The organism is Comamonas sp. CMM02 (assembly GCF_014851485.1).
In the GTDB taxonomy this organism is placed as follows: Bacteria; Pseudomonadota; Gammaproteobacteria; order Burkholderiales; family Burkholderiaceae_C; genus Comamonas; species Comamonas avium.
In genome coordinates this window covers 208950-234920 of sequence record NZ_JACUZW010000002.1, presented here as the reverse complement: position 1 = coordinate 234920, position 25971 = coordinate 208950, and the positions used below count along the sequence as shown (strand labels likewise).

25 protein-coding genes and 1 riboswitch are annotated in these 25971 nt (G+C 58.2%); of the genes, 15 read left to right on the top strand and 10 right to left on the bottom strand.

All coding sequences use genetic code 11. From position 1 onward, the window contains the following. Window positions 1-208: 208 nt before the first annotated feature. The 3 genes from trxB (at window position 209) to rpmG (ending at window position 1813) form a co-directional block, all read left to right on the top strand. The gene (trxB, locus tag IB213_RS06235; protein ID WP_191723193.1) at window positions 209-1156 is read left to right on the top strand and encodes a thioredoxin-disulfide reductase; all 948 of its coding nucleotides are present in this window, start codon (window positions 209-211) and stop codon (window positions 1154-1156) included. Between the two features lie 230 nt (window positions 1157-1386). Continuing rightward, window positions 1387-1620, top strand: a complete 234-nt coding sequence (gene rpmB, locus IB213_RS06230) for a 50S ribosomal protein L28 (protein ID WP_066539714.1) — start codon at window positions 1387-1389, stop codon at window positions 1618-1620. Between the two features lie 22 nt (window positions 1621-1642). Then, window positions 1643-1813 carry a 50S ribosomal protein L33 gene (rpmG, locus tag IB213_RS06225; RefSeq protein WP_191723194.1) on the top strand — a complete coding sequence of 57 codons (171 nt, stop codon included), beginning with the start codon at window positions 1643-1645 and terminating at the stop codon, window positions 1811-1813. A 79-nt stretch (window positions 1814-1892) separates the two neighbouring features. Here rpmG and IB213_RS06220 read toward each other — a convergent pair whose 3' ends face one another. After that, entirely contained in the window at window positions 1893-3398 is a 1506-nt protein-coding gene (locus IB213_RS06220; RefSeq protein WP_225561002.1) for a PLP-dependent aminotransferase family protein, read from the bottom strand. Between the two features lie 205 nt (window positions 3399-3603). Between IB213_RS06220 and IB213_RS06215 the strand changes: the two genes are divergently transcribed. Both IB213_RS06215 and IB213_RS06210 read left to right on the top strand, forming a co-directional pair. Beyond that, the gene (locus IB213_RS06215) at window positions 3604-3972 is read left to right on the top strand and encodes a hypothetical protein (protein WP_191723196.1); all 369 of its coding nucleotides are present in this window, start codon (window positions 3604-3606) and stop codon (window positions 3970-3972) included. Between the two features lie 91 nt (window positions 3973-4063). Beyond that, window positions 4064-4216: riboswitch (FMN riboswitch) on the top strand. Between the two features lie 112 nt (window positions 4217-4328). Further along, on the top strand, window positions 4329-4841 hold the full coding sequence (locus IB213_RS06210; protein WP_225214089.1) for a 6,7-dimethyl-8-ribityllumazine synthase: 513 nt from the start codon (window positions 4329-4331) through the stop codon (window positions 4839-4841). 710 nt (window positions 4842-5551) lie between these two features. On the opposite strand, the gene IB213_RS06205 is transcribed toward IB213_RS06210, so the two are convergent. Together IB213_RS06205 and IB213_RS06200 are read right to left on the bottom strand one after the other, a co-directional pair. Beyond that, window positions 5552-6343, bottom strand: a complete 792-nt coding sequence (locus IB213_RS06205; RefSeq protein ID WP_192405762.1) for an SOS response-associated peptidase — start codon at window positions 6341-6343, stop codon at window positions 5552-5554. Between the two features lie 238 nt (window positions 6344-6581). Then, on the bottom strand, window positions 6582-7853 hold the full coding sequence (locus IB213_RS06200) for an RsmB/NOP family class I SAM-dependent RNA methyltransferase (RefSeq protein ID WP_191723198.1): 1272 nt from the start codon (window positions 7851-7853) through the stop codon (window positions 6582-6584). 162 nt (window positions 7854-8015) lie between these two features. Here IB213_RS06200 and IB213_RS06195 point away from each other — a divergent pair, with 162 nt between their 5' ends. After that, the gene (locus IB213_RS06195) at window positions 8016-8258 is read left to right on the top strand and encodes a DUF1653 domain-containing protein (protein ID WP_192405761.1); all 243 of its coding nucleotides are present in this window, start codon (window positions 8016-8018) and stop codon (window positions 8256-8258) included. A 75-nt stretch (window positions 8259-8333) separates the two neighbouring features. Beyond that, window positions 8334-8972 (top strand): FMN-binding negative transcriptional regulator, encoded by a 639-nt coding sequence (locus IB213_RS06190; RefSeq protein WP_192405760.1) that lies wholly within the window; start codon window positions 8334-8336, stop codon window positions 8970-8972. Window positions 8973-8981: 9 nt separating this feature from the next. Here the strand turns inward: IB213_RS06190 and purN are convergent, their stop codons facing one another. After that, window positions 8982-9563, bottom strand: a complete 582-nt coding sequence (gene purN, locus IB213_RS06185; RefSeq protein ID WP_192405759.1) for a phosphoribosylglycinamide formyltransferase — start codon at window positions 9561-9563, stop codon at window positions 8982-8984. Window positions 9564-9584: 21 nt separating this feature from the next. Here purN and IB213_RS06180 point away from each other — a divergent pair, with 21 nt between their 5' ends. The 3 genes from IB213_RS06180 to IB213_RS06170 all read left to right on the top strand — a co-directional run bounded on the left by IB213_RS06180 (window position 9585) and on the right by IB213_RS06170 (window position 12688). After that, the gene (locus IB213_RS06180) at window positions 9585-10244 is read left to right on the top strand and encodes a YceH family protein (RefSeq protein WP_191723202.1); all 660 of its coding nucleotides are present in this window, start codon (window positions 9585-9587) and stop codon (window positions 10242-10244) included. Window positions 10245-10370: 126 nt separating this feature from the next. Next, window positions 10371-11552, top strand: a complete 1182-nt coding sequence (locus IB213_RS06175) for an acyl-CoA dehydrogenase family protein (RefSeq protein WP_191723203.1) — start codon at window positions 10371-10373, stop codon at window positions 11550-11552. A gap of 17 nt (window positions 11553-11569) precedes the next feature. Next, window positions 11570-12688: an acyl-CoA dehydrogenase family protein gene (locus tag IB213_RS06170; RefSeq protein ID WP_192405758.1), complete on the top strand. Its 1119-nt coding sequence runs from the start codon at window positions 11570-11572 to the stop codon at window positions 12686-12688. A gap of 73 nt (window positions 12689-12761) precedes the next feature. Here the strand turns inward: IB213_RS06170 and IB213_RS06165 are convergent, their stop codons facing one another. Continuing rightward, window positions 12762-13709 carry a bestrophin family protein gene (locus IB213_RS06165; RefSeq protein ID WP_192405757.1) on the bottom strand — a complete coding sequence of 316 codons (948 nt, stop codon included), beginning with the start codon at window positions 13707-13709 and terminating at the stop codon, window positions 12762-12764. Window positions 13710-13766: 57 nt separating this feature from the next. After that, window positions 13767-14366, bottom strand: a complete 600-nt coding sequence (locus tag IB213_RS06160) for an HNH endonuclease (RefSeq protein WP_191723206.1) — start codon at window positions 14364-14366, stop codon at window positions 13767-13769. Window positions 14367-14522: 156 nt separating this feature from the next. Between IB213_RS06160 and IB213_RS06155 the strand changes: the two genes are divergently transcribed. The 4 genes from IB213_RS06155 to IB213_RS06140 all read left to right on the top strand — a co-directional run bounded on the left by IB213_RS06155 (window position 14523) and on the right by IB213_RS06140 (window position 21192). Then, on the top strand, window positions 14523-15557 hold the full coding sequence (locus IB213_RS06155; protein WP_191723207.1) for a bifunctional riboflavin kinase/FAD synthetase: 1035 nt from the start codon (window positions 14523-14525) through the stop codon (window positions 15555-15557). A 98-nt stretch (window positions 15558-15655) separates the two neighbouring features. Next, entirely contained in the window at window positions 15656-18511 is a 2856-nt protein-coding gene (gene ileS, locus IB213_RS06150) for an isoleucine--tRNA ligase (RefSeq protein ID WP_192405756.1), read from the top strand. A 148-nt stretch (window positions 18512-18659) separates the two neighbouring features. After that, the gene (gene lspA / locus IB213_RS06145; RefSeq protein ID WP_192405755.1) at window positions 18660-19181 is read left to right on the top strand and encodes a signal peptidase II; all 522 of its coding nucleotides are present in this window, start codon (window positions 18660-18662) and stop codon (window positions 19179-19181) included. Between the two features lie 358 nt (window positions 19182-19539). Continuing rightward, entirely contained in the window at window positions 19540-21192 is a 1653-nt protein-coding gene (locus IB213_RS06140; protein WP_191723210.1) for a Na/Pi cotransporter family protein, read from the top strand. A 72-nt stretch (window positions 21193-21264) separates the two neighbouring features. Here the strand turns inward: IB213_RS06140 and IB213_RS06135 are convergent, their stop codons facing one another. Both IB213_RS06135 and IB213_RS06130 read right to left on the bottom strand, forming a co-directional pair. After that, the gene (locus IB213_RS06135; RefSeq protein WP_225561001.1) at window positions 21265-22068 is read right to left on the bottom strand and encodes an NUDIX domain-containing protein; all 804 of its coding nucleotides are present in this window, start codon (window positions 22066-22068) and stop codon (window positions 21265-21267) included. A 17-nt stretch (window positions 22069-22085) separates the two neighbouring features. Next, entirely contained in the window at window positions 22086-23078 is a 993-nt protein-coding gene (locus IB213_RS06130; protein WP_191723212.1) for a quinone oxidoreductase, read from the bottom strand. Window positions 23079-23176: 98 nt separating this feature from the next. On the opposite strand from IB213_RS06130, the gene IB213_RS06125 reads away from it, so the two are divergent. Next, entirely contained in the window at window positions 23177-24088 is a 912-nt protein-coding gene (locus tag IB213_RS06125) for a DMT family transporter (RefSeq protein WP_192405753.1), read from the top strand. A gap of 93 nt (window positions 24089-24181) precedes the next feature. Here the strand turns inward: IB213_RS06125 and IB213_RS06120 are convergent, their stop codons facing one another. Then, window positions 24182-25006 carry an SDR family oxidoreductase gene (locus IB213_RS06120; RefSeq protein WP_192405752.1) on the bottom strand — a complete coding sequence of 275 codons (825 nt, stop codon included), beginning with the start codon at window positions 25004-25006 and terminating at the stop codon, window positions 24182-24184. 26 nt (window positions 25007-25032) lie between these two features. Next, window positions 25033-25968 carry a DMT family transporter gene (locus IB213_RS06115; protein ID WP_318244912.1) on the bottom strand — a complete coding sequence of 312 codons (936 nt, stop codon included), beginning with the start codon at window positions 25966-25968 and terminating at the stop codon, window positions 25033-25035. Window positions 25969-25971: the final 3 nt, after the last annotated feature.

The following is a 25971-nucleotide window of genomic DNA, read 5'->3' as shown; positions in this document are numbered from 1 at the left end:
GCGGAAGCTTACCTTAGGCCCACCACTCTCCAACAAACGGTTGCAAACACCAATGCAAGCACTTGCAACATCCGATGAGTGACAAGGGTTCCGCCAGCTTTCTACAATGATCAATCGACCCGTGCAAGCGTCGGCAGTGATTCATTGGCCGACAGAGTAGTCCACCGTACTGCCACACTGCTGTGGCAGCTTCCAAAGAAAAGCAACGATGTCCACCAACCAACACGCCAAAGTATTGATTCTGGGTTCCGGCCCTGCCGGCTACACCGCCGCCATCTACGCCGCACGCGCCAATCTCAGCCCCATGCTGGTCACAGGCATGGCCCAAGGTGGCCAGTTGATGACCACAACCGAAGTGGACAACTGGCCCGCAGACGTCAATGGCGTGCAAGGCCCGGAGCTGATGCAGCGCTTCATGGAGCATGCAGAACGCTTTAAGGCCCAGCTTGTGTTTGACCACATTCACAGTGTGGACCTGTCCAAACGTCCGTTCACACTCACCGGTGACAGCGGCACTTACACCTGCGACAGCTTGATCATTGCCACAGGTGCTTCTGCCAAGTACTTGGGACTGCCCTCCGAAGAAGCCTTCATGGGTCGTGGCGTTTCAGGCTGCGCAACGTGCGACGGCTTCTTCTACCGTGACCAGCCTGTATGCGTCGTGGGCGGTGGTAACACTGCAGTAGAAGAAGCGCTGTACCTGTCCAACATCGCCAGCAAAGTCACTGTGGTGCACCGCCGCGACAAATTCACGGCTGAGCCCATCTTGGTCGACCGCATGATGGAAAAGGTCAAGGAAGGAAAAATTGAACTCAAGACCCATTTCACACTGGAAGAGGTCCTGGGCGATCAATCCGGCGTAACCGGCATCCGCATCAAAAGCACAAAGGACGGGCACAGTGAAGATGTGGCTCTGCAAGGCTGTTTTATTGCCATCGGCCATGCCCCCAACACAGAGATTTTCCAGGGTCAACTGACCATGGAAAACGGCTACATCGTCACGCAAGGCGGTCACAAGGGGTTTGCCACCCAAACCAGCGTACCCGGCGTATTTGCTGCTGGTGACGTACAGGACCACGTGTACCGCCAAGCCATCACCAGCGCAGGCACAGGCTGTATGGCAGCGCTGGATGCCCAGCGTTTCCTGGATCAATAAACTGCCACTGCAAGGGGTATTGGAGGCTAAAACCCTGCCATGCCCCGCCTTTTTTCACAAAGCCCGTATAATCGCTGGCTTTGCTGCAATTGGACGGTGTTTTTCACTGCGCCTGCTGTAACAAATTTGGGCTACCGCCACCCTTTATCTGGCGAGGTGAGGTTATCGACACATCTTTGTATCTGCAAAGATCCGGCGTCGGTGACCGTTTCAAATATCGGAGTGTCCAAATGGCACGCGTATGTGAAGTTACGGGCAAGAAGCCCATGGTGGGCAACAACGTTTCCCACGCCAACAACAAGACCAAGCGTCGTTTCCTGCCTAACCTGCAGTACCGTCGTTTCTGGGTTGAAACAGAAAACCGCTGGGTGCGTTTGCGCGTTTCCAGCGCTGCTCTGCGTTTGATCGACAAGAACGGCATCGACTCCGTGCTCGCAGACATGCGCGCCCGTGGCCAAGCTTAATTTCCACTGAAGGAGAATCAACATGGCTTCCAAAGGCGGACGCGAAAAGATTAAGCTGGCTTCTACTGCCGGTACAGGTCACTTCTACACCACAACCAAGAACAAGAAGACGATGCCTGAAAAGATGTCGATCACCAAGTTCGATCCCAAGGCTCGCAAGCACGTCGAGTACAAGGAAACCAAGCTGAAGTAATTCAGCCGTTTCTTCGGACAATAAAACCGCCACTGCGCAAGCTCTGGCGGTTTTTTGTTGCTCGCCGTTTAGCTCCCCCTCAGGAACGCGGCGCTTGTCCCAACTGTGCGCAAGCCATGCTACCCAGCAGTTGCATGGCTTGCTCCATCACTGCATCGACCGGCTGTGTGCAGGCCAAACGCAGGCAATGCTCATAGCGCCCGGAGTTGGAAAACATGCTGCCCGGAGCAATCCGGATGCCTTGCTCCAGCGCCTGCCCAAACAAGGCAGCACTAGAGAAACCATCTGGCAGCTCAACCCACAGGCACAAACCACCAGCAGGCAAGCTCATACGGGTTCCCACAGGGAAAGTACGCGCAACCAGACGGGCCATCGACTCGCGCTGATTTTTCAGCTGCATTTTCAAACGCTCCAAACTGCGCTGGTGCGTGGGTGACCCTAACACCTCGGCCACCACCAGTTGGCCCAATGTCTGGGTGTTGCGACTTTGCGCAAATTTGAGCATTTGCACCCGTCCATGCCATTGACCACCATTCATCCAGCCCTGACGCAAGCCAGGCGCAAGGCTTTTGTTAAAGGCCTGGCAGTAAATGACCTGCCCCAGACCACTGTCCCACGCTTTCAACGGCTTGACCGGTTGCGCACCCTCTACAAACAGCCCGTAAGAGTCATCCTCAATCAAGGCTGCCCCGTAGCGCGTGCACAGCGCAACCAGCCGCGCCTTGTGCGCATCGGGCATGCGAGTACCCAAAGGCATCTGCAGCTCCGGCACCACGACCACGGCCTTCAGCCGGGGCTGGGTTTGAAAAGCCAGCTCCAGGGCCTCGATCGACAACCCCGTGCGCGGGCTGCACGGAATCTCCAGGGTCTGCAGCTGGAGCGACTCCACCACCTGCAGCAAACCATAGTAAGTCGGCGATTCCACTGCCACCATATCTCCCGGCACAGCTACCGCAGCCAGCGCCAGGCTCACTGCCTCCGAATTGCCAGTGGTTGCCAGTACATCTGCAGGGGCCACCCGAATGCCAGTGGCCAAAGCCCGCCTTGCCATGGCTTGCTGAAACACCGGATGGTTACCCTGATTGGCCAGCAAGGAGCGCCCCTGCACCAGCAAGGTCGGCTGCTCCCGCAACAGGCGCGCCACCAGCTGGTTCAGATAACGGTGATCGAACAGCGCAGCAGGCGGTGTGCAGCCTCCAACATCCAGGTCCACCTGCGCCTGCCGTCCTCGCTCCAGCAGCAACGAAATATGCTCATTGATCCCCACGAAGTGGGCTTGAGCATTGGGCTGCACGGGCTGACTTAAATCTGGCTCACTGGTCAACGCCAGGCTGCCACTTAACGGCGTGCGTGCATCACGCACAAAGTAGCCGACTCGGGGTTTGGCCTCCAGATAGCCTTGCTCTTCCAGATAACGCAACACCTGCAAAGCAGTGGAGAGACTGACTTGATGGCGCCGCATCAATTCGCGCACCGAGGGCATCTTCTCCCCCAACTGCAGCGTTCCAAGACCCATGGCCTGCACGTATTCAGCCGCCAATCGGCGGTACAGGGGGCGCGAAGCCGTCGATACAGAAGTCAACATGGGTCTCATTGCCAAGCAAACACAGGAGGCGTCCATCATGCCCTAGGCTTCTGTTGTGCAACAGATACAGATAGATCACACAGAGACCAGAACAGGCTGCCAACTTCTTGCACTGCTGCGGTGCAACAAGGCGATCTCTGTGTCTGGTGAGACCAAGGGTTCATCCCTAAGCTAATCCGTCTGTTTTGCCTGATTGCAGCTCTGTATGAACACCCTGACACAGCACCTCCCCCTTTCCACCTCCCTGCGACTGACCACCGGTCACAGCCATGCCTTAATGCTTGCCCGTGGTGATGAACTGTTCTGCATCCACGGCCCACTACTGCTGAGCACCTCCCCCATGAGTGGCATTGAAGGCACGCCCAACCTGCAGATACGCCTGCACTCCGGTCAAAGCTGGCGTGCGCCGTGCATGCTGACTGCGCAAGTGACCGCGCTGCAAAGTTCAGGACAACTGCGTTACTACCCAGCTCCAGCAGCGATGAAAGCAGGTATTGCCAGCACCACAACCCCTTGGTGGCTCCGCCTGCACGCTGGCATCACCCGCGTCTGGCCCCGCCGCTTGCTGCGCTAACCCTTTTCATCTCTTGTCAGGCCATGGCGACTGCAGACGCACTGCCATCGTTCTACAATCTGTTTTGTCGCCTCATCGAAAGATGGGCGACATACGTTCTCAGGGCGGGGTGAAATTCCCCACCGGCGGTAAGCAGCTTTAGCTGCAAGCCCGCGAGCGCTTGGATGGCTCTGCCATCCAAGGTCAGCAGATCTGGTGCAAATCCAGAGCCGACGGTCACAGTCCGGATGAAAGAGAAACGTGAAGACCTGTTCTCCAGCCCACGGCTGGACGTGCGCCTGCACGTCCTGTTTTGTGCTGTGCCTGCCTTCGCGCGCCCTGATTCATTTGTTGCACGTCTTTGAAAGACACATCCCATGAATCAGACCATGACCAAAACTTCCTCCAATGCCGCATTGGCACAAGCCCGTATCGCCATCATCAGTGCCAACTGGCACACCGATGTGGTGCACCAGGCCCGTGACGCTGCCGCACTGCGCCTGCAACAGCTTGGCGCCGCACCTGCCCGCATTCACCAGGTTGAAGTGCCTGGTGCCTTCGAGATCCCGCTGATGGCGCAGAAACTGGCCGCCTCCGGCAAGTTTGACGCAGTCATTGGCTGCGCAGTGATCGTCAACGGAGGCATCTACCACCACGAGTTCGTTTCAGCCGCCGTGGTCGACGGCCTGATGCGTGTGCAACTGGACACCGGTGTGCCTGTTTTCTCGGTGGCCTTGACACCCCACAACTTCCAGCCTTCCGAGGATTTACTGGGCTTTTTCCACGCGCACTTTGTCAAAAAGGGCGAGGAAGCGGCAGATTCCTGTGCGCAAACACTGGCAGCGCATGCAGCAGTAGATGCGCTGCTGGACGAAGCTGTACCCGCTTAAGTCTTTGCAGGTTTTAGGGCCCTATTACCTTCAGACGTTGTGTAAGCAACATTTAAAACCTTCTTATCCACCCTGAGCTGCAACCGAGCAATGGATGGCAGGACTTACGACATTGCTCAAACAGTCGCCAGAGATTCGAAGGTCACCCATGGCATATGCAACGCTTGCGTATGCCATGGGCACGCGAATGCGTGGCGCTGAAAAGAGTTTTACGTAATTCCTCTCTGGATACCCCCTTATTCAGCCTCCAGAGGCAAAGTCAAATCAGCCTCTAACACCCATCTTGAAAGCACTGACAGCTATCAAAAACAAAAGCCTGCTGCTAAAGCATTGCAACAGGCTTTTCTGCTTTCCAGATACAGCACGGCAGCTACAAGCGCACACGCCTGTCAAAGCAATCGGACAGCGACCACCCCCATCTATGCAGCATGCTGGCGCAACTTGCAGGCACACCAGCGTAGCGCCATACGGGGCTGCTGCGCTAGCCGACTAACTCATCGCAGCTGTCTGAGCGAAGCGCCACAGGTGCATAGCAATGTCCATCGAAGGACTTCCACAGCGCTTCGTTGGCTACTACTTGAGCGCGATAAGAGAGTGATTCTCCAGCGGGTGCGACGAGCCGCCTCCTGCCACACAACTTGCAGCAGCAAAAAAAGAATTAAATCAACGTCTGACGCCCACTCAGCAAACACCAGCAGTTATCGCAATAATCAATCCAGCCATCCCTTTGGCTTTTTATCTTGTTTGTTCTCCACCGGATTGGCCAGCATCCAGTTAGCGGGATAGGCCCGCATGAATTCGCGCGCTTTGTCTTGGCGAGCTGTCAACCAAGCGTCGTACGTGCCCTCACCCAAAATGGCCGGCATGCGCTTTTCACTGCCTTCATGGCCGTAACGGCGCATCAGGGCATGGCTGTTGGCATTAATAGTCAACAGCGCGTAGCTCATCAGCTCTTGGCCTGTTTCAGGATCTTTCCAGCTATTCCACACCCCTGCCACGCCCATCGGCTGGCCATCCACGCGCGCAATACGTGTAGGAATGGCTTTTTTTCCGCTGCGCATATCGTCTTCATAAAACGCCTGCATGGGAATGATGCAGCGCTGCCCCGCCAGCCACGCATCACGAAAAGCTTGCGTGGTGCTCACGGTTTCGTTGCGTGCTTCCTGCAGTTTGATGGATCGCAGCCGGGCATCGGAGAGCGATTTGGAGGCGTTCGGCACAAAGCCCCATTGGGCAGGCACCCACTCCCGAATCACACGGGGTGCAGCTTTTTTGCCCACGGGAAGCTCTTCAGTGCCCGCGTCGACTGCGGTATCCACGGCAGGCGTTACAGCATTGCTGGGCTCCAAGCTGGCAGCTTCGGCCACAGGCTCTGCCGTACCGCGGATGAACCCGCTCATGCGGCGTGCGCGCATCTGCCGCTCAGGCAGTTCATGGGGGGTAACTTTGAAAAAGTCGGTCCACAAATCCAGTGTGGCGAGGTTTTCGTATTGGATTGTCATGCCGACATGGTACGAAGATGCAAGCCCCCCCGGAGCTTGCCAAGTATTGCCCGCAGTAAAAATTAAGAAAATGCTGGAAATCCAGGCGAGAAATGCACTTTTAACGCTGAACAGCCCATTCTTCTTGAGTGTGTCAGCAGCTACAAAAAAGCCCCATTAGCTTGCGGCTATGGGGCTATGGACTGCTTGCAGCAGTGGCAGCGCCGGTACGCCAGCACTGTCAAAACTTTGGAAAGCCTTACTTACGTTGCCATGCGGCTGCAAAGAAACCGTCGGTTTGATGAGCATGGGGCCACAGACGCACGTACTGCGTGCCTGTTTCGCCACCGGCGCAAAGGCTGGCGGCGTTATCGACCTTGAGTTGGGCCAGCGTTTCGCCTGCATCCAGAGGCACGAAGTCGGGGTTCGCTTGCTGAAACGCTTGCGCAATCAGCTCATTTTCTTCAGGCAGCACGGAGCAGGTGGCGTACACCAAGCGACCGCCGGACTTCACCATGCGCGCAGCGCTGGCCAGGATGGCCGTTTGCTTGGCAGTCAGCTCGGCAATAGCCGTCTGGTCCTGGCGCCACTTCAAGTCAGGGTTGCGGCGCAAGGTGCCCAGGCCCGAGCAAGGGGCATCCACCAGTACCCGGTCAATCTTGCCGGACAGGCGTTTGACCCGCTCATCGCGCTCGTGCGCCAGAGCTGCGGGGTGCACGTTCGACAGACCACTGCGTGCCAGACGGGGTTTCAATGCCTCCAGACGGTGGGCGGATACGTCAAACGCATACAGGCGACCTGTGTTGCGCATTTGGGCACCAATGGCCAGCGTTTTACCGCCCGCGCCAGCACAAAAATCCACCACCATTTCGCCACGCTTGGCATCCAGCAACAAAGCCAGCAGCTGCGAGCCTTCGTCTTGCACCTCGATGCGGCCTTCCTGAAAGGCTTCCAGACGGGTCAGCGCAGGCTTTTCATCAATGCGCAGGCCCCACGGCGAGTACGGCGTGGGCACAGCCTTGATGCCAGCCTTGGCCAGCTCTTTCTGCACGGCTTCGCGCTTGGCATTCAAGGCATTGACACGCAGGTCCAGCGGGGCAATTTCCAGCATGCTGGCGGCCAATGCTTCAAATTGGTCACCCACCTGGGCTTGCAGGGCATCGGCCATCCACTGGGGCAGGTTATGGCGGTGCTGGGGCATCAGCTCTTCGGGCTTGATGGCATCGCACTCGTCCACCCACTTGATTTCTTGCTCGCTCAACGCGCTTTTCAAGAAATTCCGGGGGCCGTGAAAACCCAAGATGGCCAGACGGCGTTCTTTAGGGCCGGAGCCAGAGCGGGCCAGCGATTCAAACAAGGTCTTTTTGCGCAGCACCGTGTACGCGGTCTCAGCCAGCGTGGCGCGCTCGCGCGGCCCCAGGTTGCGATGGTCGCGAAAATAACGGGACACCACGGAGTCGGCCGGGTGTTGGAATTGGAGGGTCAGCTTGACCAGTTCGGAGCAAGCGTCCAGAAGGGCTTTGGGATGCATAGCCTGTATTGTCCCACTGCGCACAAATCCCGGTGGCGCGCTGGCTGCTGCGGCTGTGCAAAATCATTGCTGACGCACAGTGCAACCCTTGCGATCAAAGTCTTTTACGCTGCCAACTCAATGCCAAAAAGCGCTGGCAGCTCTCTTTTTTACAAACCCTCTATGTCTGACGAAAATCTACCCCCCTTGATTACCACCCCGCCCGGCCTGTACCGTCACTACAAGGGCATGCTGTACGAAGTGATCGACACAGTGCGTCACAGCGAAACACTGGAGCCGCTGACGTTGTACCGCGCCCTGTATGGCGAACGCGGGCTGTGGGTGCGCCCGGCAGCCATGTTCAATGCAACAGTGGTGATAGATGGTGTGGCCCAGCCACGCTTTGCCAAGACAGATATCGCCTGACCAAGGTCTGTCTGAGACTGCTGCCAACCTGCGCTACTTTGGCATGATGAACCCGCTTGTTACCCACGAACCACTATGTACACACCTGCCCACTTTCATGCCAGCGATGCAGACGCTTTCCATCTGATTCGCACCCATCCTCTGGGTGCGCTGGTGCATGCACATGCCAGTGGTCTGGATGCAAATCACATTCCATGGGAGCTGGAAACGCCAGATCAAGCGCCTGCGCGGCTGATTGGCCATGTCGCCCGCGCCAATCCGCTATGTACACAACTGCAGGACGGTACGCAGGTGCTGGTGATTTTTCAGGCGGAACAAGGCTATATCTCGCCCAACTGGTACCCCAGCAAACACGAACACCACAAACTGGTGCCCACCTGGAATTACCGCGTGGTGCACATCCACGGAACGGTGCGCCTGCACGATGACAAAAAATGGCTACTGGCAGCCATTGGCAAGCTCACACGCACCCACGAGCAGCGCACCCACCATGCACTGCCCCATGCTGCGGGCCCATGGAAGATCAAAGACACGCCACCCGAGCACCTGGAAAGCCTGATTGCGAACATCGTCGGCATTGAAATTGCCGTGCAACGCGTTGAGGCCAAGTTCAAACTCAGCCAAAACCGCAGTGAAGCAGACATGCACAGCGCAGCTACGCAAGTCAGTGCAGCGGGCAACCCCGCCCTGGGCACCGCCATGGGCCAGGCCTGAGCCGCTTACTCAGTGCTTTTGCAGGAAAGCTGCTACGGCGCGCGGATAGATCACATGCTCTTGTGTAAGCACGCGCGCGGCCAGTGTCTGTGCAGTATCGTCTGGCAAAACAGGAACGGCGGCCTGATCCAGAATGGGGCCCACATCCAGCTCGGCCGTCACGCCATGCACACTGCAGCCGGCAAACTTGCAGCCCGCATCAATCGCCCGCTGGTGGGTATGCAAACCTGTAAAGGCTGGCAGCAATGAGGGGTGGATGTTGACCATTCGGCCTTCAAAGTGCTGCACAAAGCCCGGCGTCAGAATACGCATGAAGCCGGCCAGCACCACCAGCGTGGGGGTGTAGCGGTCTACCACCTGCGCCAGTTGGGCATCAAAAGCCTCACGGCTTTCAAACTGCTTGTGGTTCAACACCTCGGTGGCAATGCCGTGGTCCTTGGCAAAAACCAAGCCCTGTGCATCCGCCTTGTTACTCACGACAGCCGCCACACGAGCGCCATAGCGGCGCTCCCAGTCCTGCTGTTTGGCTGCCTTCACAATGGCAGCCATATTGGATCCGCCGCCAGAGATCAAAATCACGATGTTTTTCATTGCGCCGCAATTATCCCTGCCATGACCTTCGACCATCAGAACCATCCCCTGTCTCCGACTGAAGCACGTGTGCTTGCCACCCTCATGGAGAAAGCGCGCACCGTGCCAGACAGCTACCCCATGACACTCAACAGCTTGGCCAGCGGTTGTAACCAGAAAACCAGCCGTGACCCAGTGATGCAGCTGAGCGATGCGGACATTCTGGCCACGCTGGACAGTCTGCGTGACCGCCATCTGGTGATGGAAGTCAGCGGCCAGCGCGCCATGCGCTGGGAGCACAACTTTGAACGCGTGCTGGGCGTGCCCAGCCAGGCCAGCGCCCTGCTGGGGCTGCTGATGCTGCGTGGCCCACAAACCGCAGCCGAACTGCGCACCAACGCCGAGCGCTGGCACCGTTTTGCCGACACCGGATCAGTGGAAGCTTTTCTAGAAGAGCTGCAAGAGCGCAGTGAAGAAAAAGGCGGTGCACTGGTGCAGTTGCAGCCCAAGGCCCCCGGTGCCCGGGAAGCACGCTGGGCGCATTTGCTGTGCGGCACCCCCGTTGTGCCCGTACACAGTGGTAGCAATGCCACAGTAGGTCCATGCACAGATGCATCGCGCATTGAAACCCTGGAAGCGCGCGTGACCGCTCTTGAAGCACAGGTACAGCGCCTGTGCACGGCATTGGGTGATTCCGCCTAACGGAACCAGAGGCACCTAAGCGACAAGTTCTCCGCGTTCCCCCTGTTGCTGCGCAGCAGCAGGCCGCTGCAAGCTCTCTGTCATGGCGGACTGGATGTCCGTCTTGCTAACTAGGAGAGCACCTGCATGGACTTGGCATACACGCCCGAAGAACAGGCCTTCCGCGAAGAAGTACGCGCTTGGCTCAATGACCACCTCGACCCCGCACTGGCCACCAAGGTGCGCGAAGACCAACGCCTGAGCCGTGATGACATTCAAGGCTGGGCCAAGGTGCTTGGTAAAAAAGGCTGGCTGGCCTATGGCTGGCCACAGGCATTCGGTGGCCCCGGTTGGGGGGCTGTGCAAAAGCACGTATTTGCCGAAGAACTGGCCCGCGCAGGCGCTCCCGCCATCGTGCCGTTTGGCCCCGTGATGGTGGCCCCGGTCATCATGGCATTTGGCACCCCTGAGCAGCAAAAGCGCTTCTTGCCCGGAATTGCCAGCGGTGAAGTCTGGTGGAGCCAAGGCTACAGCGAACCCGGTTCGGGCTCTGACCTGGCCAGCGTCAAAACCCGCGCCGAGCGCGTGGGCGACCACTACATTGTCAACGGCCAAAAGACCTGGACCACACTGGGCCAGCATGGCGACTGGATGTTCAATCTGGTGCGCACCAGCAACGAAGGCAAGCCGCAAACCGGCATCAGCTTCTTGCTGCTGGATATGAAAAGCCCCGGCGTAACGGTACGCCCGATCAAGTTGCTGGATGGCGAGTGCGAAGTCAACGAAGTCTTTTTTGACAACGTGAAAGTGCCCGCTGACCAGCTGATTGGCGAAGAAAACAAGGGCTGGACCTACGCCAAGCACTTGCTGGCCCACGAACGCACCAACATTGCCGATGTGAACCGCAGCAAGCGCGAGCTGGAGCGCCTCAAACGCATTGCCAAGCAAGAAGGCGTGTGGGAAGACCAGCGCTTTCGCGACCAGATCGCCCTGCTGGAAGTGGACATCGTGGCGCTGGAAATGCTGGTGCTGCGCGTGCTGTCGGCTGAGAAAAGCGGCAAGAACTCGCTGGACATTGCAGGCCTGCTCAAGATCAAGGGCAGCGAAATCCAGCAACGTTACACCGAGTTGATGATGCTGGCCGCCGGACCCTACAGCCTGCCTTTCATCCAAGAGGCCATGGCCGCAGGCTGGCAAGGTGACTTTCCCGGTGGCGAGGTGGCCAACGCGCCGCTGGCCAGCCGCTACTTCAACATGCGCAAAACCACCATTTACGGTGGCAGCAATGAAGTTCAAAGAAACATCGTCGCTCAGACGCTGCTGGGTTAAGACAGGGAGACAAGCACATGGATTTCGATTTTTCTGACGATCAGCAGCAACTGCGTGATGCTGCCCGCCGCTGGGTAGATAAGGCCTACAGTTTTGAGCACCGCCGTGCAGCGGTGGCCGCTGGCGGTTTTAGCCGCGATACCTGGAATGCCCTGGCCGAGCTGGGCCTGACCGCCTTGAACGTGCCCGAAGAGCACGGTGGCATGGGCATGGGCGCCGTGGAAGCCATGGTGGTGATGGAAGAGATGGGCCGCGGCATGGTGCTGGAGCCACTGGCGCAAAGCTTGATAGCCGCCAAGGTACTGGCCAATTACGGCACCGATACCGTGCAAGCCGATTGGCTGCCCCGCATTGCCAGTGGCGAAGCGCTGGTGGTGCTGGCACACCAGGAACGCCGTGCGCGCTATCGCCTTGATAAATGCGAGTCAAAAGCAACCAAAACGCTCACTGGATATACGCTGACAGCTCACAAAAGCTTAGTTCCTGCAGGCGATCAGGCCGATGCCTTCTTGGTACCAGCCCTGCTCAATGGCACACAGGCATTGTTTCTGCTGGAGCGCAGCGCGCCGGGCGTAACCACACGCGGCTATCTCACCCAAGACGGTAGCCGCGCAGCTGAAGTCGAAGCCGAACACAGCCCCGCCACGCTGGTTACACCCGAAGGGCTGGCTGCGCTGGAGCTGGCTGTCGATATCGGCAGCGCCGCAGTCTGTGCCGAGGCTGTGGGGGTGATGGACCAGGTGATGACCATCACCGCCGACTACCTGAACCAGCGCAAGCAGTTTGGCGTGGCGATTGCCAGCTTTCAGGCCTTACGCCACCGCCTTGCCGATATGAAGATGCAGCTGGAGCTGGCACGGTCCATGAGCTACTACGCCAGCCTGCAGCTGGAGCAGCCCGCCGAACAGCGCCGCCGCGCCATTGCTCGTGCGCGCGTGCAGCTAGGCCAATCCATGCGTTTTGTCGGACAGCAAGCCGTGCAACTGCACGGTGGCATTGGTGTAACGGATGAGTACATCGTTTCGCACCAGTTCAAAAAGCTGACACAACTGGAGATGACCTACGGTGACAGCCTGCACCATCTGGGCGAAGTCTGCGCACGTATGCAAGCCACCGCAGGCGTAGCTGATACATAACCTGCACCCACAATGAGCAAAAAGGCCACCTTACGGTGGCCTTTTTTTCAGCTCCAGTCTGCGCTGTGCGTCTTCAGGTCAGCCTGCACTCCACAGGTTGCATGGGCGCTGGCAAATCTGGGTCGCCCAGTAATTGCAGCAGATTGATTTCCATACTGCGGCACATGGCATCGAGTGGCAGATCGTTGTTCTCTGTACCAAAAGGCTCCTCCAGTTCATCGCCCAGCGCATCCAGGCCAAAGAAGGTGTAAGCCACAATGGCCACCACAAAAGGTGTCATGAAACCTGTCACATCCACCAACCCGAAAGGTAGCAAAAAACAGTACAGGTGGGCTGTACGGTGCAACAACAAGGTGTACGAAAACGGAATGGGGGTGTAGCGCAGGCGCTCGCACGAGGCTGCGGCAAATGTCATGTGCGTCAGCGTTTCATCCATCTTGGTGGCGGTGCAGGGGTCCATCAGCCCTTGACGCAAACACTCTGCCAGGTCATTGGCATTCGCTTGCACGATGGCATCGCCTCGATAGGGCAAAGGCAGGTTGCGCACTTTGTCCCAATCTGCAGCGGTCAGCCAGCGCTCCAGGGAACGGTCATCTACGTGGTCACGCAACTGAGCGCGCAAGGCATGGGCATGGGCAATCGCGCGGTGCACGATGCGCACGCGCACGTCCCCTTCGCGGTTACTCGGATCCAGTGGCTGATCCAGACCAATCAGGCTCAGACACTGGCGCGCCAAAACCCGGGCTCGAATGTTCAGATCCCCCCACAGCTTGCGCCCTTCCCAGTAACGGTCGTAAGCGGTGTTGTTCCTGAAGCCCAGAAAAATGGCCAGCGGCAAACCAATCAGTGTGAAAGGAATAGGGGTGACCGTGATCTTGATATCGAACAGGTTGCCGTGAGCCAGAGTCACCAGTGCTGCCAGCAAGATGTTGAGGCTGAGCTTCCAACGGATGCGCTGCAGAACGGACCCTCTCGAGATGAGAAATAAGGTCAGCCCATTGGGTCGCTCTTGAACAATCATGGCGGCATGTGCAATTAAGGGAAAACCCTATATTTCACCACGCAGCCAGAGCTGATTTCAGGCATCGCTGCAATTTTCAAACTCTAAAGCATGGTCTTTGCTCTGTGCCTGCCGCGATGTCTTAGGCACATGCATGCGCAAAAACTCCATTTGATCGGCCAGGATGCGGCGGTTGCGAAGAATGAAGTCCTCCCAGATGCTGGGTACATAGGGTGCATATAGCAGCGGCATGCGCGCCTGCTCAGGAGTACGAGGGCCTTTGCGGTGATTGCAGCCTTTACAGGCCGTGACCAGATTCATCCAGGTGTTCTGGCCCTGCTGACAGATGGGCAAGATGTGCTCGCGCGTCAGGTGCTCCACCGCCAGGGTCTTGCCGCAATAGGCGCACACATTGCAGTCGCGGGCGAAGAGCTTGGTATTGGTCAAGCCCGGTTTCATGCCATGGGGGTTGACACGGGGCACGCCACGCGTGCCGATGATGCTGTGCACTTCAATGCACGACTGCTGGCCTGTTGCAGCGTTATGTCCACCGTGAAATACAGCCACAGAGGAGCCCATGGTCCAGCGCACATCATCTGCGGCGTAGTGCAGCACGGCATCTTCCAGCGTGATCCATGACTGGGGCAAGCCATGGGCGGACAGCTTCAAAACTCTCACGTTCGGCCTCCTTGCATAACGGCAGGCAATGCTGTGTCACCCGCAGTCGGGCTAAGCGCGCCGTCCATCTTCAGAGCAATATACTTGCTTTCGGTGACAACCTGCCACCACGACACATACGGCAGGTTTTGCAAGCTATAAAAACCCAAGCACACAATGAAGATTTTTCGCGGATTCAAGCACCCGGGATTGGCCCCACATTGCGCCGTCACGATCGGCAACTTTGACGGCGTACACCGGGGACACCAAGCCATGCTGGCATTGCTGTCCGCCGAAGCTGCGCAGCGCCATATTCCCACTTGCGTCCTGACGTTTGAGCCGCACCCGCGCGACTACTTCGCTGAAAAATTCAAGAAACCTGAGCTGGCACCTGCCCGTGTAGGCACGCTGCGCGACAAGCTCTCGCAACTGGAGTTTTGTGGTGTGGACCAAGTGGTGGTTCTGCCCTTTAACCAAGCCTTGGCCAGCCAGTCACCAGAGGCATTTATTCAGCAAGTCCTTCTGGATGGTCTGGGTGCCCAATATATTTTGGTGGGCGATGACTTCAAGTTTGGCTCCCAGCGTGCGGGTGACTACGCCATGCTGGATGCCGCCGGTCAAAAGCTGGGATTTGATGTGGCGCGCATGAACAGCTACGAGGTACATGGCGAGCGTGTCTCCAGCACCACCGTGCGTGCTGCCCTGGCGCAGGGAAATATGGCGTTGGCCGCGCAGATGCTGGGACACCCCTACACCATCTCCGGTCATGTGGTTCATGGCCGCAAGCTGGGGCGCCAGTTGGCCGAATCAGCCCCCGGTGCCATGGACGGATTTCGCACCTTGAACCTGCGCTTTAACCACTGGAAACCCGCTGCCAGCGGCATTTTTGCCGTACTGGTGCATGGCTTGACCGAAGCGCCGCTGCGCGGTGTCGCCAACCTGGGGGTGCGCCCTTCCATTGACCCCAACGATGTCAATGGCGGGCGCGTCTTGCTAGAGACCCATTGCCTCGATTGGCCGCCTCAACTCGGTGGCGAAGGGGGCTACGGTAAAATCATCCGCGTGGAACTTTTGCACAAACTGCACGACGAGCTGAAATACGACAGTCTGGCCGCCCTCACTGAAGGCATTGCCAGGGACTGCGATGACGCGCGCGCGTTTTTCGCAACCTATACCGAAACGCATCGCCAAACCACGCGCGACCGAATTTGACGCTCGCCTTCGTCAGCTCGGGTGCCGGCTGCGCCCGGTGCTCCTCCCCCGCTTTTTTAGCCCGGCCCTAAAGCCCGGCATGCCTTCAAGGTTCCCCCATGTCTGAATCGAAATCCAACAAGCCCGAAGCGTCCGTGTACCGCGCCACGCTGAATATGCCTGACACGCCATTCCCCATGCGCGGCGATTTGCCCAAGCGCGAGCCCCAGTGGGCCAAGGACTGGGATGAGCAAGGCGTCTACAAGAAATTGCGTGTGGCCCGTGCGGGTGCGCCCAAGTTCATCTTGCACGACGGCCCACCGTACGCCAACGGACAGATCCACATCGGACATGCAGTGAACAAGGTGCTCAAGGACATGATCGTCAAGAGCCGCCAGCTGGAAGGCTACGACGCGCTGTACGCACCCGGCTGGGATTGCCACGGCCTGCCCATCGAAAACGCCATTGAAAAGCTGCATGGCCGCAACCTGCCCCGCGACGAGATGCAGGCCAAGAGCCGCGCTTTTGCCACCGCGCAGATCGCACAGCAAATGGTGGACTTCAAGCGCCTGGGTGTCCTGGGTGAATGGGATCACCCCTACAAAACCATGAACTACGCCAACGAGGCCGCCGAGTTGCGCGCCTTGAAGAAGGTGATGGAGCGTGGCTTTGTCTACCGCGGTCTCAAGCCCGTGTACTGGTGCTTTGACTGCGCGTCGTCGCTGGCCGAGTTTGAGATCGAATACGCAGACAAGCAGTCACAGACGCTGGATGTGATGTTCCCTGCCGCCGAGCCCGCCAAGCTGGCTGCCGCCTTTGGCCTGCCTTCGCTGAACAAAGAAGCCTTTGTGGTGATCTGGACCACCACTGCGTGGACCATTCCTGCCAACCAGGCGCTGAACGTCAACCCCGATCTGGAATACAGCCTGGTGGACACCGAACGTGGCCTGCTGGTGCTGGCCTCTGCGCTGGTTGAAAAGTGCCTGGCACGCTGGAAGATGGAAGGCACCGTGGTGGCCACAGCCCAGGGCAAACAGCTGGACCACATGCCCTTCAAGCACCCGCTGGCGCACGTGGACAAGGGCTTTGACCGCATCTCGCCCGTGTATCTGGCGGATTACGCCACCGCCGACGACGGTACCGGTATCGTGCACTCGGCCCCCGCCTATGGTGTGGATGACTTCAACTCCTGCATCAGCAATGGCATGGAGTACAAGAACATTCTCAACCCCGTGCAAGGCAACGGCGTGTACGCAGCCGATCTGCCCATGTTTGGCGGCCAGCACATCTGGAAGGCCGTGCCCGTCATTCTGGACGCCCTGAAGGTAGCCAATCGCCTGATGGACACCACCAGCCTGACGCACAGTTACCCGCATTGCTGGCGCCACAAGACGCCGGTGATCTACCGTGCCGCTGCGCAGTGGTTCATCCGCATGGACGAAGGCGAAGGCGTGTTCACCGACCCTGCGCAAAAACCTGCGCAAACGTTGCGCCAGATTGCGCTGGATGCCATCGAGCAAACCAGCTTCTACCCCGAAAATGGCCAGGACCGCCTGCGCTCCATGATCGCTGGCCGCCCGGACTGGTGCATCTCGCGTCAGCGCAGCTGGGGTGTGCCCATACCTTTCTTCCTGCATGTGGATACGGGCGCTTTGCACCCCCGCACCATGGAGATCATCGATCAGGCGGCGGCCATGATCGAGACCGGCGGTATCGAGGCCTGGAGCCGCGTGACCACCGAAGAAATTCTGGGTACCGAAGAAGCCAAGCACTACACCAAGAGCACCGACATTCTGGAAGTGTGGTTTGACTCTGGCTCCACCTTCTGGCACGTGCTGCGCGGCACGCACCCTGAGCATCACCACGACAAAGGCCCCGAGGCCGACCTGTATCTGGAAGGCCATGACCAGCACCGTGGCTGGTTCCACAGTTCGCTGCTGCTGTCCTCGGCCATCTTCGGCCGTGCACCGTATCGCGGTCTGCTAACGCACGGTTTCACCGTGGACGGTCAGGGCAAGAAGATGTCCAAGTCCGTGGGCAACACCGTGGCCCCGCAGGACGTGTCCAACAAGATGGGCGCAGAAATCATCCGCCTGTGGGTGGCTTCGACCGATTACTCGGGCGATCTGGGTATCGACGACAAAATCTTGGCCCGCGTGGTGGACAGCTACCGCCGCATTCGCAACACGCTGCGCTTTTTGCTGGCCAATACCAGCGACTTCGATGCCGCCACCGAATCGGTGGCCTACGCCGACATGCTGGAGATTGACCAGTACGCACTGGCACGTGCGGCTGAGCTGCAAAAAGACATCCTTGCGCACTACAAGGTGTATGAATTCCACCCCGTGGTTGCCAAGATTCAGTTGTTCTGCTCGGAAGACCTGGGCGGCTTTTATCTGGACGTGCTCAAGGACCGCCTGTACACCAGCGCACCCAAGAGCCTGGCCCGCCGCTCGGCACAAACCGCACTGCACCAGATCACCCACGCGCTGCTGCGCTGGATGGCTCCGTTTTTGTCGTTCACCGCTGAAGAAGCGTGGAAGATTTTTGGTCACAGCGAATCCATCTTCCTGGAGCAATTTACCGATCTGCCCGAAGGCAGCGAGGCCTTGCTGGCCAAGTGGAAGCGTCTGTGCGAAATCCGCAATGTGGTCAACAAAGACATCGAAGTGGTGCGCGGCACCGGCGCTGTCGGCTCTTCTTTGCAAGCTGAAGTCACTTTGACGGCCGAGCCCGAAGACCTGGCCCTGCTGCAAAGCCTCAGGGATGACCTGAAGTTTGTCTTCATTACCTCTGCAGCGACTGCCGTGGCCGGCGATGCACTGAGCACAACTGTGAAAGCCAGCGAGCACGCCAAGTGCGAGCGTTGCTGGCACTACCGCGACGATGTGGGCGTGAACCCCGCACACCCCACACTGTGCGGCCGTTGCGACAGCAACCTGTACGGTGACGGCGAAGTGCGCACCAAGGCTTAAACATGCTGGCAAACGCTGGGATCGCTCTTACAAAAAGAGCGACCAGCGCTTGTATTCACTAGATTTCAAATATATTTCATATTGAAACTTAGTATTCACGGCGTTAAACGCTATTGTTTTAAAACGACTTCACCTTCAAAGGCACGCCATGCGCTCTTCGGCAACTCTCCCCAGTGGTGCAATCCGCAAGCCTGCTTATTGGCCCTGGCTGTTATGGGCAGCATTGCTCATTGGGGTGGATCAGTTCACCAAACAGTGGATCTTGAGCTTCTACCAATACGGTGACTGGACGCCCATCACCAGCTTCTTCAACATTGTGCGCGCGCACAACACCGGGGCAGCCTTTTCATTTCTGGCCAGTGCCGACGGCTGGCAGCGCTGGCTGTTTGTGGGCATTGGCGCGGTAGCGACCGTGCTTATCGTCTGGCAGCTGCGCAAGCACCCCGAACAAAAGTTCTTTTGCTTTGCCATCTCGTGCATTCTGGGCGGCGCCTTGGGCAATGTGATTGACCGCCTGCAGCACGGCTATGTGGTGGACTTTCTGGATTTTCACTGGCGCGGTTCGCACTACCCCGCCTTCAATGTGGCTGACATTGCCATCTGTATCGGGGCCGCCAGCCTGATTCTGGATGAAATTTTGCGCGCCAGACGCACCAAAGCAGCCCGTTAAACACAGGTCTGCCCTGCGCACCCTCAACCCGCTGATCCGTTGTGGCAGCGGGTTTTTTCTTTTTTGCACTCGACGTGTCGGCGTTTTCATGCGCCCAGCCGTTGATCAGGCTTGTGAAGCTCCATGGCTGTCGTGGCTCGTGGCATAGGCCACCGTGCCATTCACTTCGCAACCCGCAGCCGCTGCAAGACTCAGGGTATTCCCTTTAGCGTATGAAAAATTTTAGATCCAGTCTAAAAAGAACAGAAACGAAAACTATATTCACTCAATCCGCACTGAAATGTGCGTCTTGGAGCGTACCCCAGAGCCATGCATGGGCGGTCAGGGGTATATTCGATCGCTTCCTCGCTTGCCGCACATGAAGCACTTACTGAATCTTTTAGCCGCCATCGCCCTGCTTGTCTGGGGCACCCAACTAGTCCGAACCGGCGTTTTACGCGTCTTCGGGGCTAATTTGCGCCAATTTATTTCGCGTGGGGTCAGCAACCGGCTCAAAGCAGTTCTGTCCGGCGTTGGCGTGACAGCCATCGTGCAGTCAAGCACCGCCACTGCGCTCATCGTTTCATCGTTTGTCGGCCAGGGCATGATTTCGCTGACGGCTGCACTGGCGGTCATGCTGGGCGCCGATGTGGGCACCAGCGTGATGGCCGTGGTGTTCTCGCTGGACCTGTCGTGGCTGTCGCCGCTGTTTATTTTTGTTGGTGTCGTGATGTTCATCTCGCGCCAGGACAGCACCGTCGGCCGCGTGGGACGCGTATTCATCGGTCTGGGCCTGATGCTGCTGGCGCTGCGCCTGATTACCGAGTCCACGACGGTGCTGACCCAAAGCCCCACCATGCTGACGCTGCTGGAAGCCTTGACCAGCGACATCACCATGGAAGTGCTTACGGGCGCCATCATCTCCATCATTTCGTACTCCAGCCTTGCCACCGTGCTGCTGGTGGCAACCTTGGCTGCATCGGGCGGTATTCCGGTTGACGTAGCGCTGGGCCTGGTGATCGGTGCCAATCTGGGCAGCGGCTTGCTGGCCGTACTGACCACTTTGAAGGCCAATGTTCAGACCCGCCAGGTGCCTCTGGGCAACCTGATGTTCAAGATGGTGGGTGTCGTGCTGATGATTCCCTTGGTGACCCCATGGCACCAGCACATGCGCGGTATTGCGCCCGACGTAGGTACGTTGGTAGTCATGTTCCACCTGGCTTTCAACACGGTGGTGGCACTGGTGTGCATTTTGCTGACCGGCAAGGTGGCATGGCTGGTTGAAAAAATTCTGCCTGTACAAGTGGCCTCCCCGTCCACCTCGCGGCCGCACCATCTGGATGCTTCAGCCCTGAGCACCCCGTCGCTGGCAATTTCATGCGCTGCGCGCGAGGCACTGCATCAGGCTGACGTGGTGGAATCCATGCTCATGGGGTTGCAAAAAGTGTGGATGACGGATGACCAGAAACTGGCCGAGCATTTGCGCAAGCTCGATGACGAAGTGGATGACCTTTACTCCGCCATCAAGTACTACATGACCAAGATTTCACGTGCTGAGCTCGATGAAACCGAAGGCCGCCGCTGGACAGACATCATCAGCTTCACCATCAATATGGAGCAGGTGGGCGACTTGATCGAGCGCATCCTGCAGGATGTGGAAGACAAAAAGATCAAAAAAGGCCGCCAGTTCTCGCAAGCGGGCCTGGAAGAAATCAACCTTTTGCACGCGCACCTGGTCTCTAACCTGCGTTTGGCCATGAGTGTGTTTCTGAACGGCAATGTCCGTGACGCCCAGAAACTGCTGGAAGAAAAGGCACGTTTTCGCGACCTGGAGCTGGCCTACTCTGCCACCCACCTGGATCGCCTGTCTGACAACACGGTGCAAAGCATTGAGACAAGCTCGCTGCATATTGACCTTATCAGCGACCTCAAGCGCATTAACTCGCTGCTGTGCTCGGTGGCCTACCCCATCCTGGAGTCGGCCGGTGCGCTGGCACACAGCCGCCTTCGTGAGCCCTCGGTCACTCGCTGAGTACGCCAGCTAGCAACACCCACGCACGAAAAAAGCCGCTGATTCAGCGGCTTTTTTCGTGCACTCGCTTGGCTAAAGCTTGAGATAGTCAGCCAGTACCAAAGAGGCCTCTGGCGTGAACTTGCCCTGCACCAGCCATTCCATCAGCGTGGCCTGGTCAATGCACTGGAACTGCTGCACTTCCCCATCCTGGTTTTTAGGCTCCATTCCTTGCGGCACAGTGGCTGTGAACCAGTCAATACGCTCGCGCATATAGGCCACGCCACCCGAGACTTCATCGCTAGGGCAGGCAAACGTAACCTGCCCCCCATGCTGCAACTGCAGCAGCTGCGCCAAGTCCAGTCCCGCTTCTTCCTGTGTTTCACGCGCCAGCGCTTGCTCCAGCGTATCTGCGGCGGAGACCATGCCTCCCATCAGGGTGTCCCACTTATTAGGGTGGTTGGGTTTTTTCTTGCTGCGCTGCTGCACCCACATGCGTCCATCAGGCGTCAAGCCAATCAGATGCACGGCATGCGTGTTGACGCCCAGCAAACGCACGGCCCCGCGCTCCACCGTAGCTACGCGCTGGCCCTGAGGGGTACACACGGCAATTTGCTCATTGCGCCAAGGGCCGCTGCGGCCTTTTTCACGCATCAGCTGAGCCAATGCGTTCAGACCAAAACTGGCATCAGGTGCCGTGAAGCTCCACGTTTCACCCAGACCCGGGGTTTTCTTGTGCGTAAAGGTAATGCGTTGTCCGCGCAGAAAATCTACGTCCACACTCTCCAAAAAGCCTGGGGCCACCGTACCGATGACCTGCCCGCTCCACAGCAACAGCATGCGCGGTTGTGCGGGTGGGCGCTGTGCTTCGTCACGTAGTTTTTCCAACCAATTCATCATCTCTCCTCTGGGGCTTACACGGTCAAGATTGTTGACCCCGTGGTTTGCCGTGCTTCCAAGGCCTCGTGCGCTGTGCGCACCTGCTCCAGTGCATAGCGCTGGGCAATATGAATATTGACCTTACCGCTGGAGACCACATTGAACAAGTCATCAGCCATCGCTTGTGTTGCGCTGCGGCTATGGGCATAGACAAACACGCTGGGGCGTGTCACATACAGACCTTTGGGGGCCAGCGCGGCCAAACTCAGGGGCGGCACTGGACCTGACGCATTGCCAAATGAAACCATCAGACCAAAACGACGCAAGCTGGCAATGGAGCCCTCCCAAGTGTCTTTGCCCACACTGTCATACACCACTTTCACGCCTTGCCCGCCCGTAATGGCTTTGACCTTGGCGGCAAAGTCTTCAGTTCTGTAATTGATCGCGTGTGATGCACCATTAGCTAGAGCTAGCTGACATTTCTCATCAGATCCTGCGGTGGCGATCAACTGCAGTCCCAGTGCTTTGGCCCATTGGCAGGCAATCAAGCCGACGCCACCGGCAGCGGCGTGAAACAGCACAAAATCACCAGCCTGCAAACCTTCGGCAGGCAGGCATTGCTTGAGCAGATACTGCACCGTCAGGCCCTTGAGCATCATGGCTGCACCGGTATCAAAGCTGATACTGTCCGGCAGCTTGCACACGTGCGTGGCGGGCATTACCCGGCGCTCGCAATAACTGCCTGGAGGGTTGCTGGCATACGCCACTCGGTCACCTGTTTGGAGATGGGTCACACCGTCTCCTACGGCCTCGACCACACCGGCACCTTCCATGCCCAGCTGTAAAGGCAACGGCAGGGCATACAAACCAGAGCGCTGGTAAACGTCAATGAAATTCAAACCCACGGCGTGATGGCGCAGCAAGATTTCACCAGCGCCGGGCTGTCCAACATCCCGTGTAACCAGCTCTAGAACTTCGGTGCCGCCATTGCGTGAAATTTGCACGCATTTACTCGTTGTGGTGACCATGCTTGTCCGTCTCCTTGTGTGTTTACATGCAGGCAAGTCGTCTATCGTGCCATGTCCGTGCCGCTACACAATGACACAGCCACGCTACCATTCGGGCAATGAGTTCCCCATTGACATTCGGCACAGCAGCCATGCTGACCGCAGCGCCCCTGCTCTGGGCAGGCAATGCCATTGTTGGCCGCCTGGTCCACGACTTAATCTCGCCCTTCACTCTCAATCTGATGCGCTGGGGCCTGGCCTTGCTAGTGCTGCTGCCACTGGCTGGCCATGTACTACGCAAAAACAGTGCCATCTGGCAGTGCTGGAAGCAGTACGCCTTGCTGGGCGTGCTGGGCATTGGCAGCTACAACGCACTGCTGTATCTGGCGCTCAAGACCTCGTCGCCCATCAATGTGACGCTGGTGGGCTCCAGCATGCCCATCTGGATGCTGCTGATTGGCCGCTTCGTGTTTGGCAGCACAATCAGCGGGCGACAGGCAGTGGGTGCTGTGCTGTCTATGCTGGGGGTGGCCTTGGTACTCAGCCGTGGCAGCCCACAGCAGCTGCTCAGTCTGCAGCTGGTGCCTGGTGACTGGTTTATCTTGATGGCCGCCATTGTCTGGTCGCTCTACAGCTGGCTGCTGGCGCGCAGCGCGCAAACCATGCCCAGCCAGGCACAGGTACGCAGCAATTGGGCGGCATTTCTGATTGCCCAGCTTATTTTTGGTATTGGCTGGTCTGCCGTCTTGGCTGGAGGTGAAGTTGTCACCGGCCATTTTGTCTGGGTGCCCCGCGCAACGCTGGCTGCCGCCATGCTCTTCATTGTGATTGGCCCGGCCATTCTGGCCTACCGGTTCTGGGGTGAAGGCGTCAAACGCGCGGGTCCGGCAACAGCGGGCTTCTTTGCCAACCTGATGCCGCTGTTCACGGCCTTGCTGTCTATCCCCATCCTGGGTGAGATGCCTCAGCTGTACCACGCGCTGGCGTTTGCACTGATTGTGGGCGGCATTGTGGTGTCGTCACGGCGCTAAGCACCTGCACACAGTCATCAGCAGAACCATAAAAAAAAAGGCAGCCGTGGGCTGCCTTTTTTCTTCAACGATGCGCCTGCTGCAGGCGGCCACTTAGAACGTACCGTTGTACAAACCGCCATCGGGCAGGATGTTCTGGCCTGTCATATAGCCTGCGTGCACACTGCACAGGAAGGCGCAAATGGCACCAAACTCATCGGCATTTCCAAAGCGCTTGGCGGGAATTTGCGCCGCTTGTGCACTTCGGATGTCGGCCACCTCTTTGCCACTTTTACTGGCCGCTGCCTGGTGGGTAGAGGCCAGACGGTCAGTGTCAAATTTACCGGGCAACAGCGAGTTGATGGTGACGCCATGACCGGCAATACCAGAGCGTGCCAAGCCTGCAACAAAGCCTGTCAGGCCACTGCGTGCACCGTTGGACAGACCCAGAATGTCGATAGGTGCCTTTACGGCGCTGGATGTGATGTTGACGATGCGGCCAAAACCACGTGCAGCCATGCCATCCACCACCGTCTTGATCAGCTCAATGGGGGTGAGCATGTTGGCGTCCACCGCCTTGATCCACGCATCGCGGTCCCAGTCGCGAAAATCGCCGGTAGGGGGGCCGCCTGCATTGGTCACCAGCATGTCAAAGGCAATGCCGGGGCCACCCGCCACGCCAAACACCGCCTCGCGCCCGGCAGGCGTGGTGATGTCGCAGGCCACCGCTAGCACTTGCGCAGGCTTTTTACCGCCAGTGCTGGCTGCATCAGCGCTGATAGCTCTCAATTGTGCAGCTGCTTCTTGCAAGGCTGCATCGCCACGCGCATTGATGACCACGTTCACACCTTCCTGCACCAGGGCCTTGGCACAGCCATAACCCAAACCCTTGCTGGCGCCACATACCAGCGCCCACTTGCCCGCGATTCCCAGATCCATGGTTTCTCTCCTGCTTTTTTAGGTTGCTACTTCGCTGCGCCCGGTTTTCTGGCCCAGCGCGTGAATACAAAAATGCCCACCATGACCAGACTGGTGCCGGCCACCATCCAGACATTGAGCTGCTCATCGAGCAGCCACACCCCCATCAAGATGGTGGACAGCGGCCCAATCATTCCGGTCTGTGCCGTCATTCCCGCGCCAATGCGCTCAATGGCCATCATCACCATCAGCACGGGGGCCACAGTGCACGCAGTGGAATTGAGCAGCGACAGCCACAGCACCTGCGGTGCAACGTGCATGGCCGACAGCGGATGGGTGATCAGAAACTGCGCAATGCAAAAAAAGCACGCCACGCTGGACGCCAGACCAACCAAGCGCATGGAGCCCAGGCGTTTGACCATCTCGCCGCTGTAAACCATGTAGATGGCATAGCTGATAGCGCTGCCAAGCACCAGCAGTGCGCCCCATACGGCGTTACTGCCTTGCGCACCCACCTCATGGCCAAACACCAGCAACACGCCGCAGTAGCTCACCAGCATGCCCGCAAACTGCCCCCAGGTGATGCCGCGCTTGTAGACCACCCAGCCAAAGATCACCACCAAGGTGGGGTTGAGGTACAAGATCAAGCGCTCCAGCGCTGCCGAGATATAGGCCAGCCCGGCAAAGTCCAGATAGCTGGCAAGGTAGTAGCCCGAAAAGCCCAGCCCCACCACGCCCATCCAGTCCTTGCGTGTCAGCGCCGCTTTGCCGCGCCCCGCCCACCAGGCCATGATGAGAAACACCGGCAAGGCAAACAGCATGCGGTACATCAGCAGCGTGACCGCATCCACGCCATAACGGTAGGCCAGCTTGACAATGATGGCCTTGCCACTAAAAGCGATGGCCCCGAGCACGGCCAGCGTCAAGCCAATCGCTACACCTTTCTGAGCAGCTTGCGCTGATGAATTCTTAACTTCAGACACTTT

Excerpts from the sequence above, each read along its gene's own strand:
- ileS (WP_192405756.1), top strand. The coding sequence starts at position 15,656 with ATGTCTGAATCGAAATCCAACAAGCCCGAAGCGTCCGTGTACCGCGCC.
- IB213_RS06200 (WP_191723198.1), bottom strand. The coding sequence starts at position 7,853 with ATGCATCCCAAAGCCCTTCTGGACGCTTGCTCCGAACTGGTCAAGCTG.
- rpmG (WP_191723194.1), top strand. The coding sequence starts at position 1,643 with ATGGCTTCCAAAGGCGGACGCGAAAAGATTAAGCTGGCTTCTACTGCC.
- IB213_RS06135 (WP_225561001.1), bottom strand. The coding sequence starts at position 22,068 with ATGAATTGGTTGGAAAAACTACGTGACGAAGCACAGCGCCCACCCGCA.
- IB213_RS06120 (WP_192405752.1), bottom strand. The coding sequence starts at position 25,006 with ATGGATCTGGGAATCGCGGGCAAGTGGGCGCTGGTATGTGGCGCCAGC.
- IB213_RS06165 (WP_192405757.1), bottom strand. The coding sequence starts at position 13,709 with ATGATTGTTCAAGAGCGACCCAATGGGCTGACCTTATTTCTCATCTCG.
- IB213_RS06175 (WP_191723203.1), top strand. The coding sequence starts at position 10,371 with ATGGACTTGGCATACACGCCCGAAGAACAGGCCTTCCGCGAAGAAGTA.
- IB213_RS06210 (WP_225214089.1), top strand. The coding sequence starts at position 4,329 with ATGAATCAGACCATGACCAAAACTTCCTCCAATGCCGCATTGGCACAA.
- rpmB (WP_066539714.1), top strand. The coding sequence starts at position 1,387 with ATGGCACGCGTATGTGAAGTTACGGGCAAGAAGCCCATGGTGGGCAAC.
- IB213_RS06125 (WP_192405753.1), top strand. The coding sequence starts at position 23,177 with ATGAGTTCCCCATTGACATTCGGCACAGCAGCCATGCTGACCGCAGCG.
- IB213_RS06140 (WP_191723210.1), top strand. The coding sequence starts at position 19,540 with ATGAAGCACTTACTGAATCTTTTAGCCGCCATCGCCCTGCTTGTCTGG.
- IB213_RS06180 (WP_191723202.1), top strand. The coding sequence starts at position 9,585 with ATGACCTTCGACCATCAGAACCATCCCCTGTCTCCGACTGAAGCACGT.
- IB213_RS06170 (WP_192405758.1), top strand. The coding sequence starts at position 11,570 with ATGGATTTCGATTTTTCTGACGATCAGCAGCAACTGCGTGATGCTGCC.
- IB213_RS06130 (WP_191723212.1), bottom strand. The coding sequence starts at position 23,078 with ATGGTCACCACAACGAGTAAATGCGTGCAAATTTCACGCAATGGCGGC.
- IB213_RS06195 (WP_192405761.1), top strand. The coding sequence starts at position 8,016 with ATGTCTGACGAAAATCTACCCCCCTTGATTACCACCCCGCCCGGCCTG.
- lspA (WP_192405755.1), top strand. The coding sequence starts at position 18,660 with ATGCGCTCTTCGGCAACTCTCCCCAGTGGTGCAATCCGCAAGCCTGCT.
- IB213_RS06190 (WP_192405760.1), top strand. The coding sequence starts at position 8,334 with ATGTACACACCTGCCCACTTTCATGCCAGCGATGCAGACGCTTTCCAT.
- IB213_RS06220 (WP_225561002.1), bottom strand. The coding sequence starts at position 3,398 with ATGTTGACTTCTGTATCGACGGCTTCGCGCCCCCTGTACCGCCGATTG.
- IB213_RS06215 (WP_191723196.1), top strand. The coding sequence starts at position 3,604 with ATGAACACCCTGACACAGCACCTCCCCCTTTCCACCTCCCTGCGACTG.
- trxB (WP_191723193.1), top strand. The coding sequence starts at position 209 with ATGTCCACCAACCAACACGCCAAAGTATTGATTCTGGGTTCCGGCCCT.
- purN (WP_192405759.1), bottom strand. The coding sequence starts at position 9,563 with ATGAAAAACATCGTGATTTTGATCTCTGGCGGCGGATCCAATATGGCT.
- IB213_RS06155 (WP_191723207.1), top strand. The coding sequence starts at position 14,523 with ATGAAGATTTTTCGCGGATTCAAGCACCCGGGATTGGCCCCACATTGC.
- IB213_RS06205 (WP_192405762.1), bottom strand. The coding sequence starts at position 6,343 with ATGACAATCCAATACGAAAACCTCGCCACACTGGATTTGTGGACCGAC.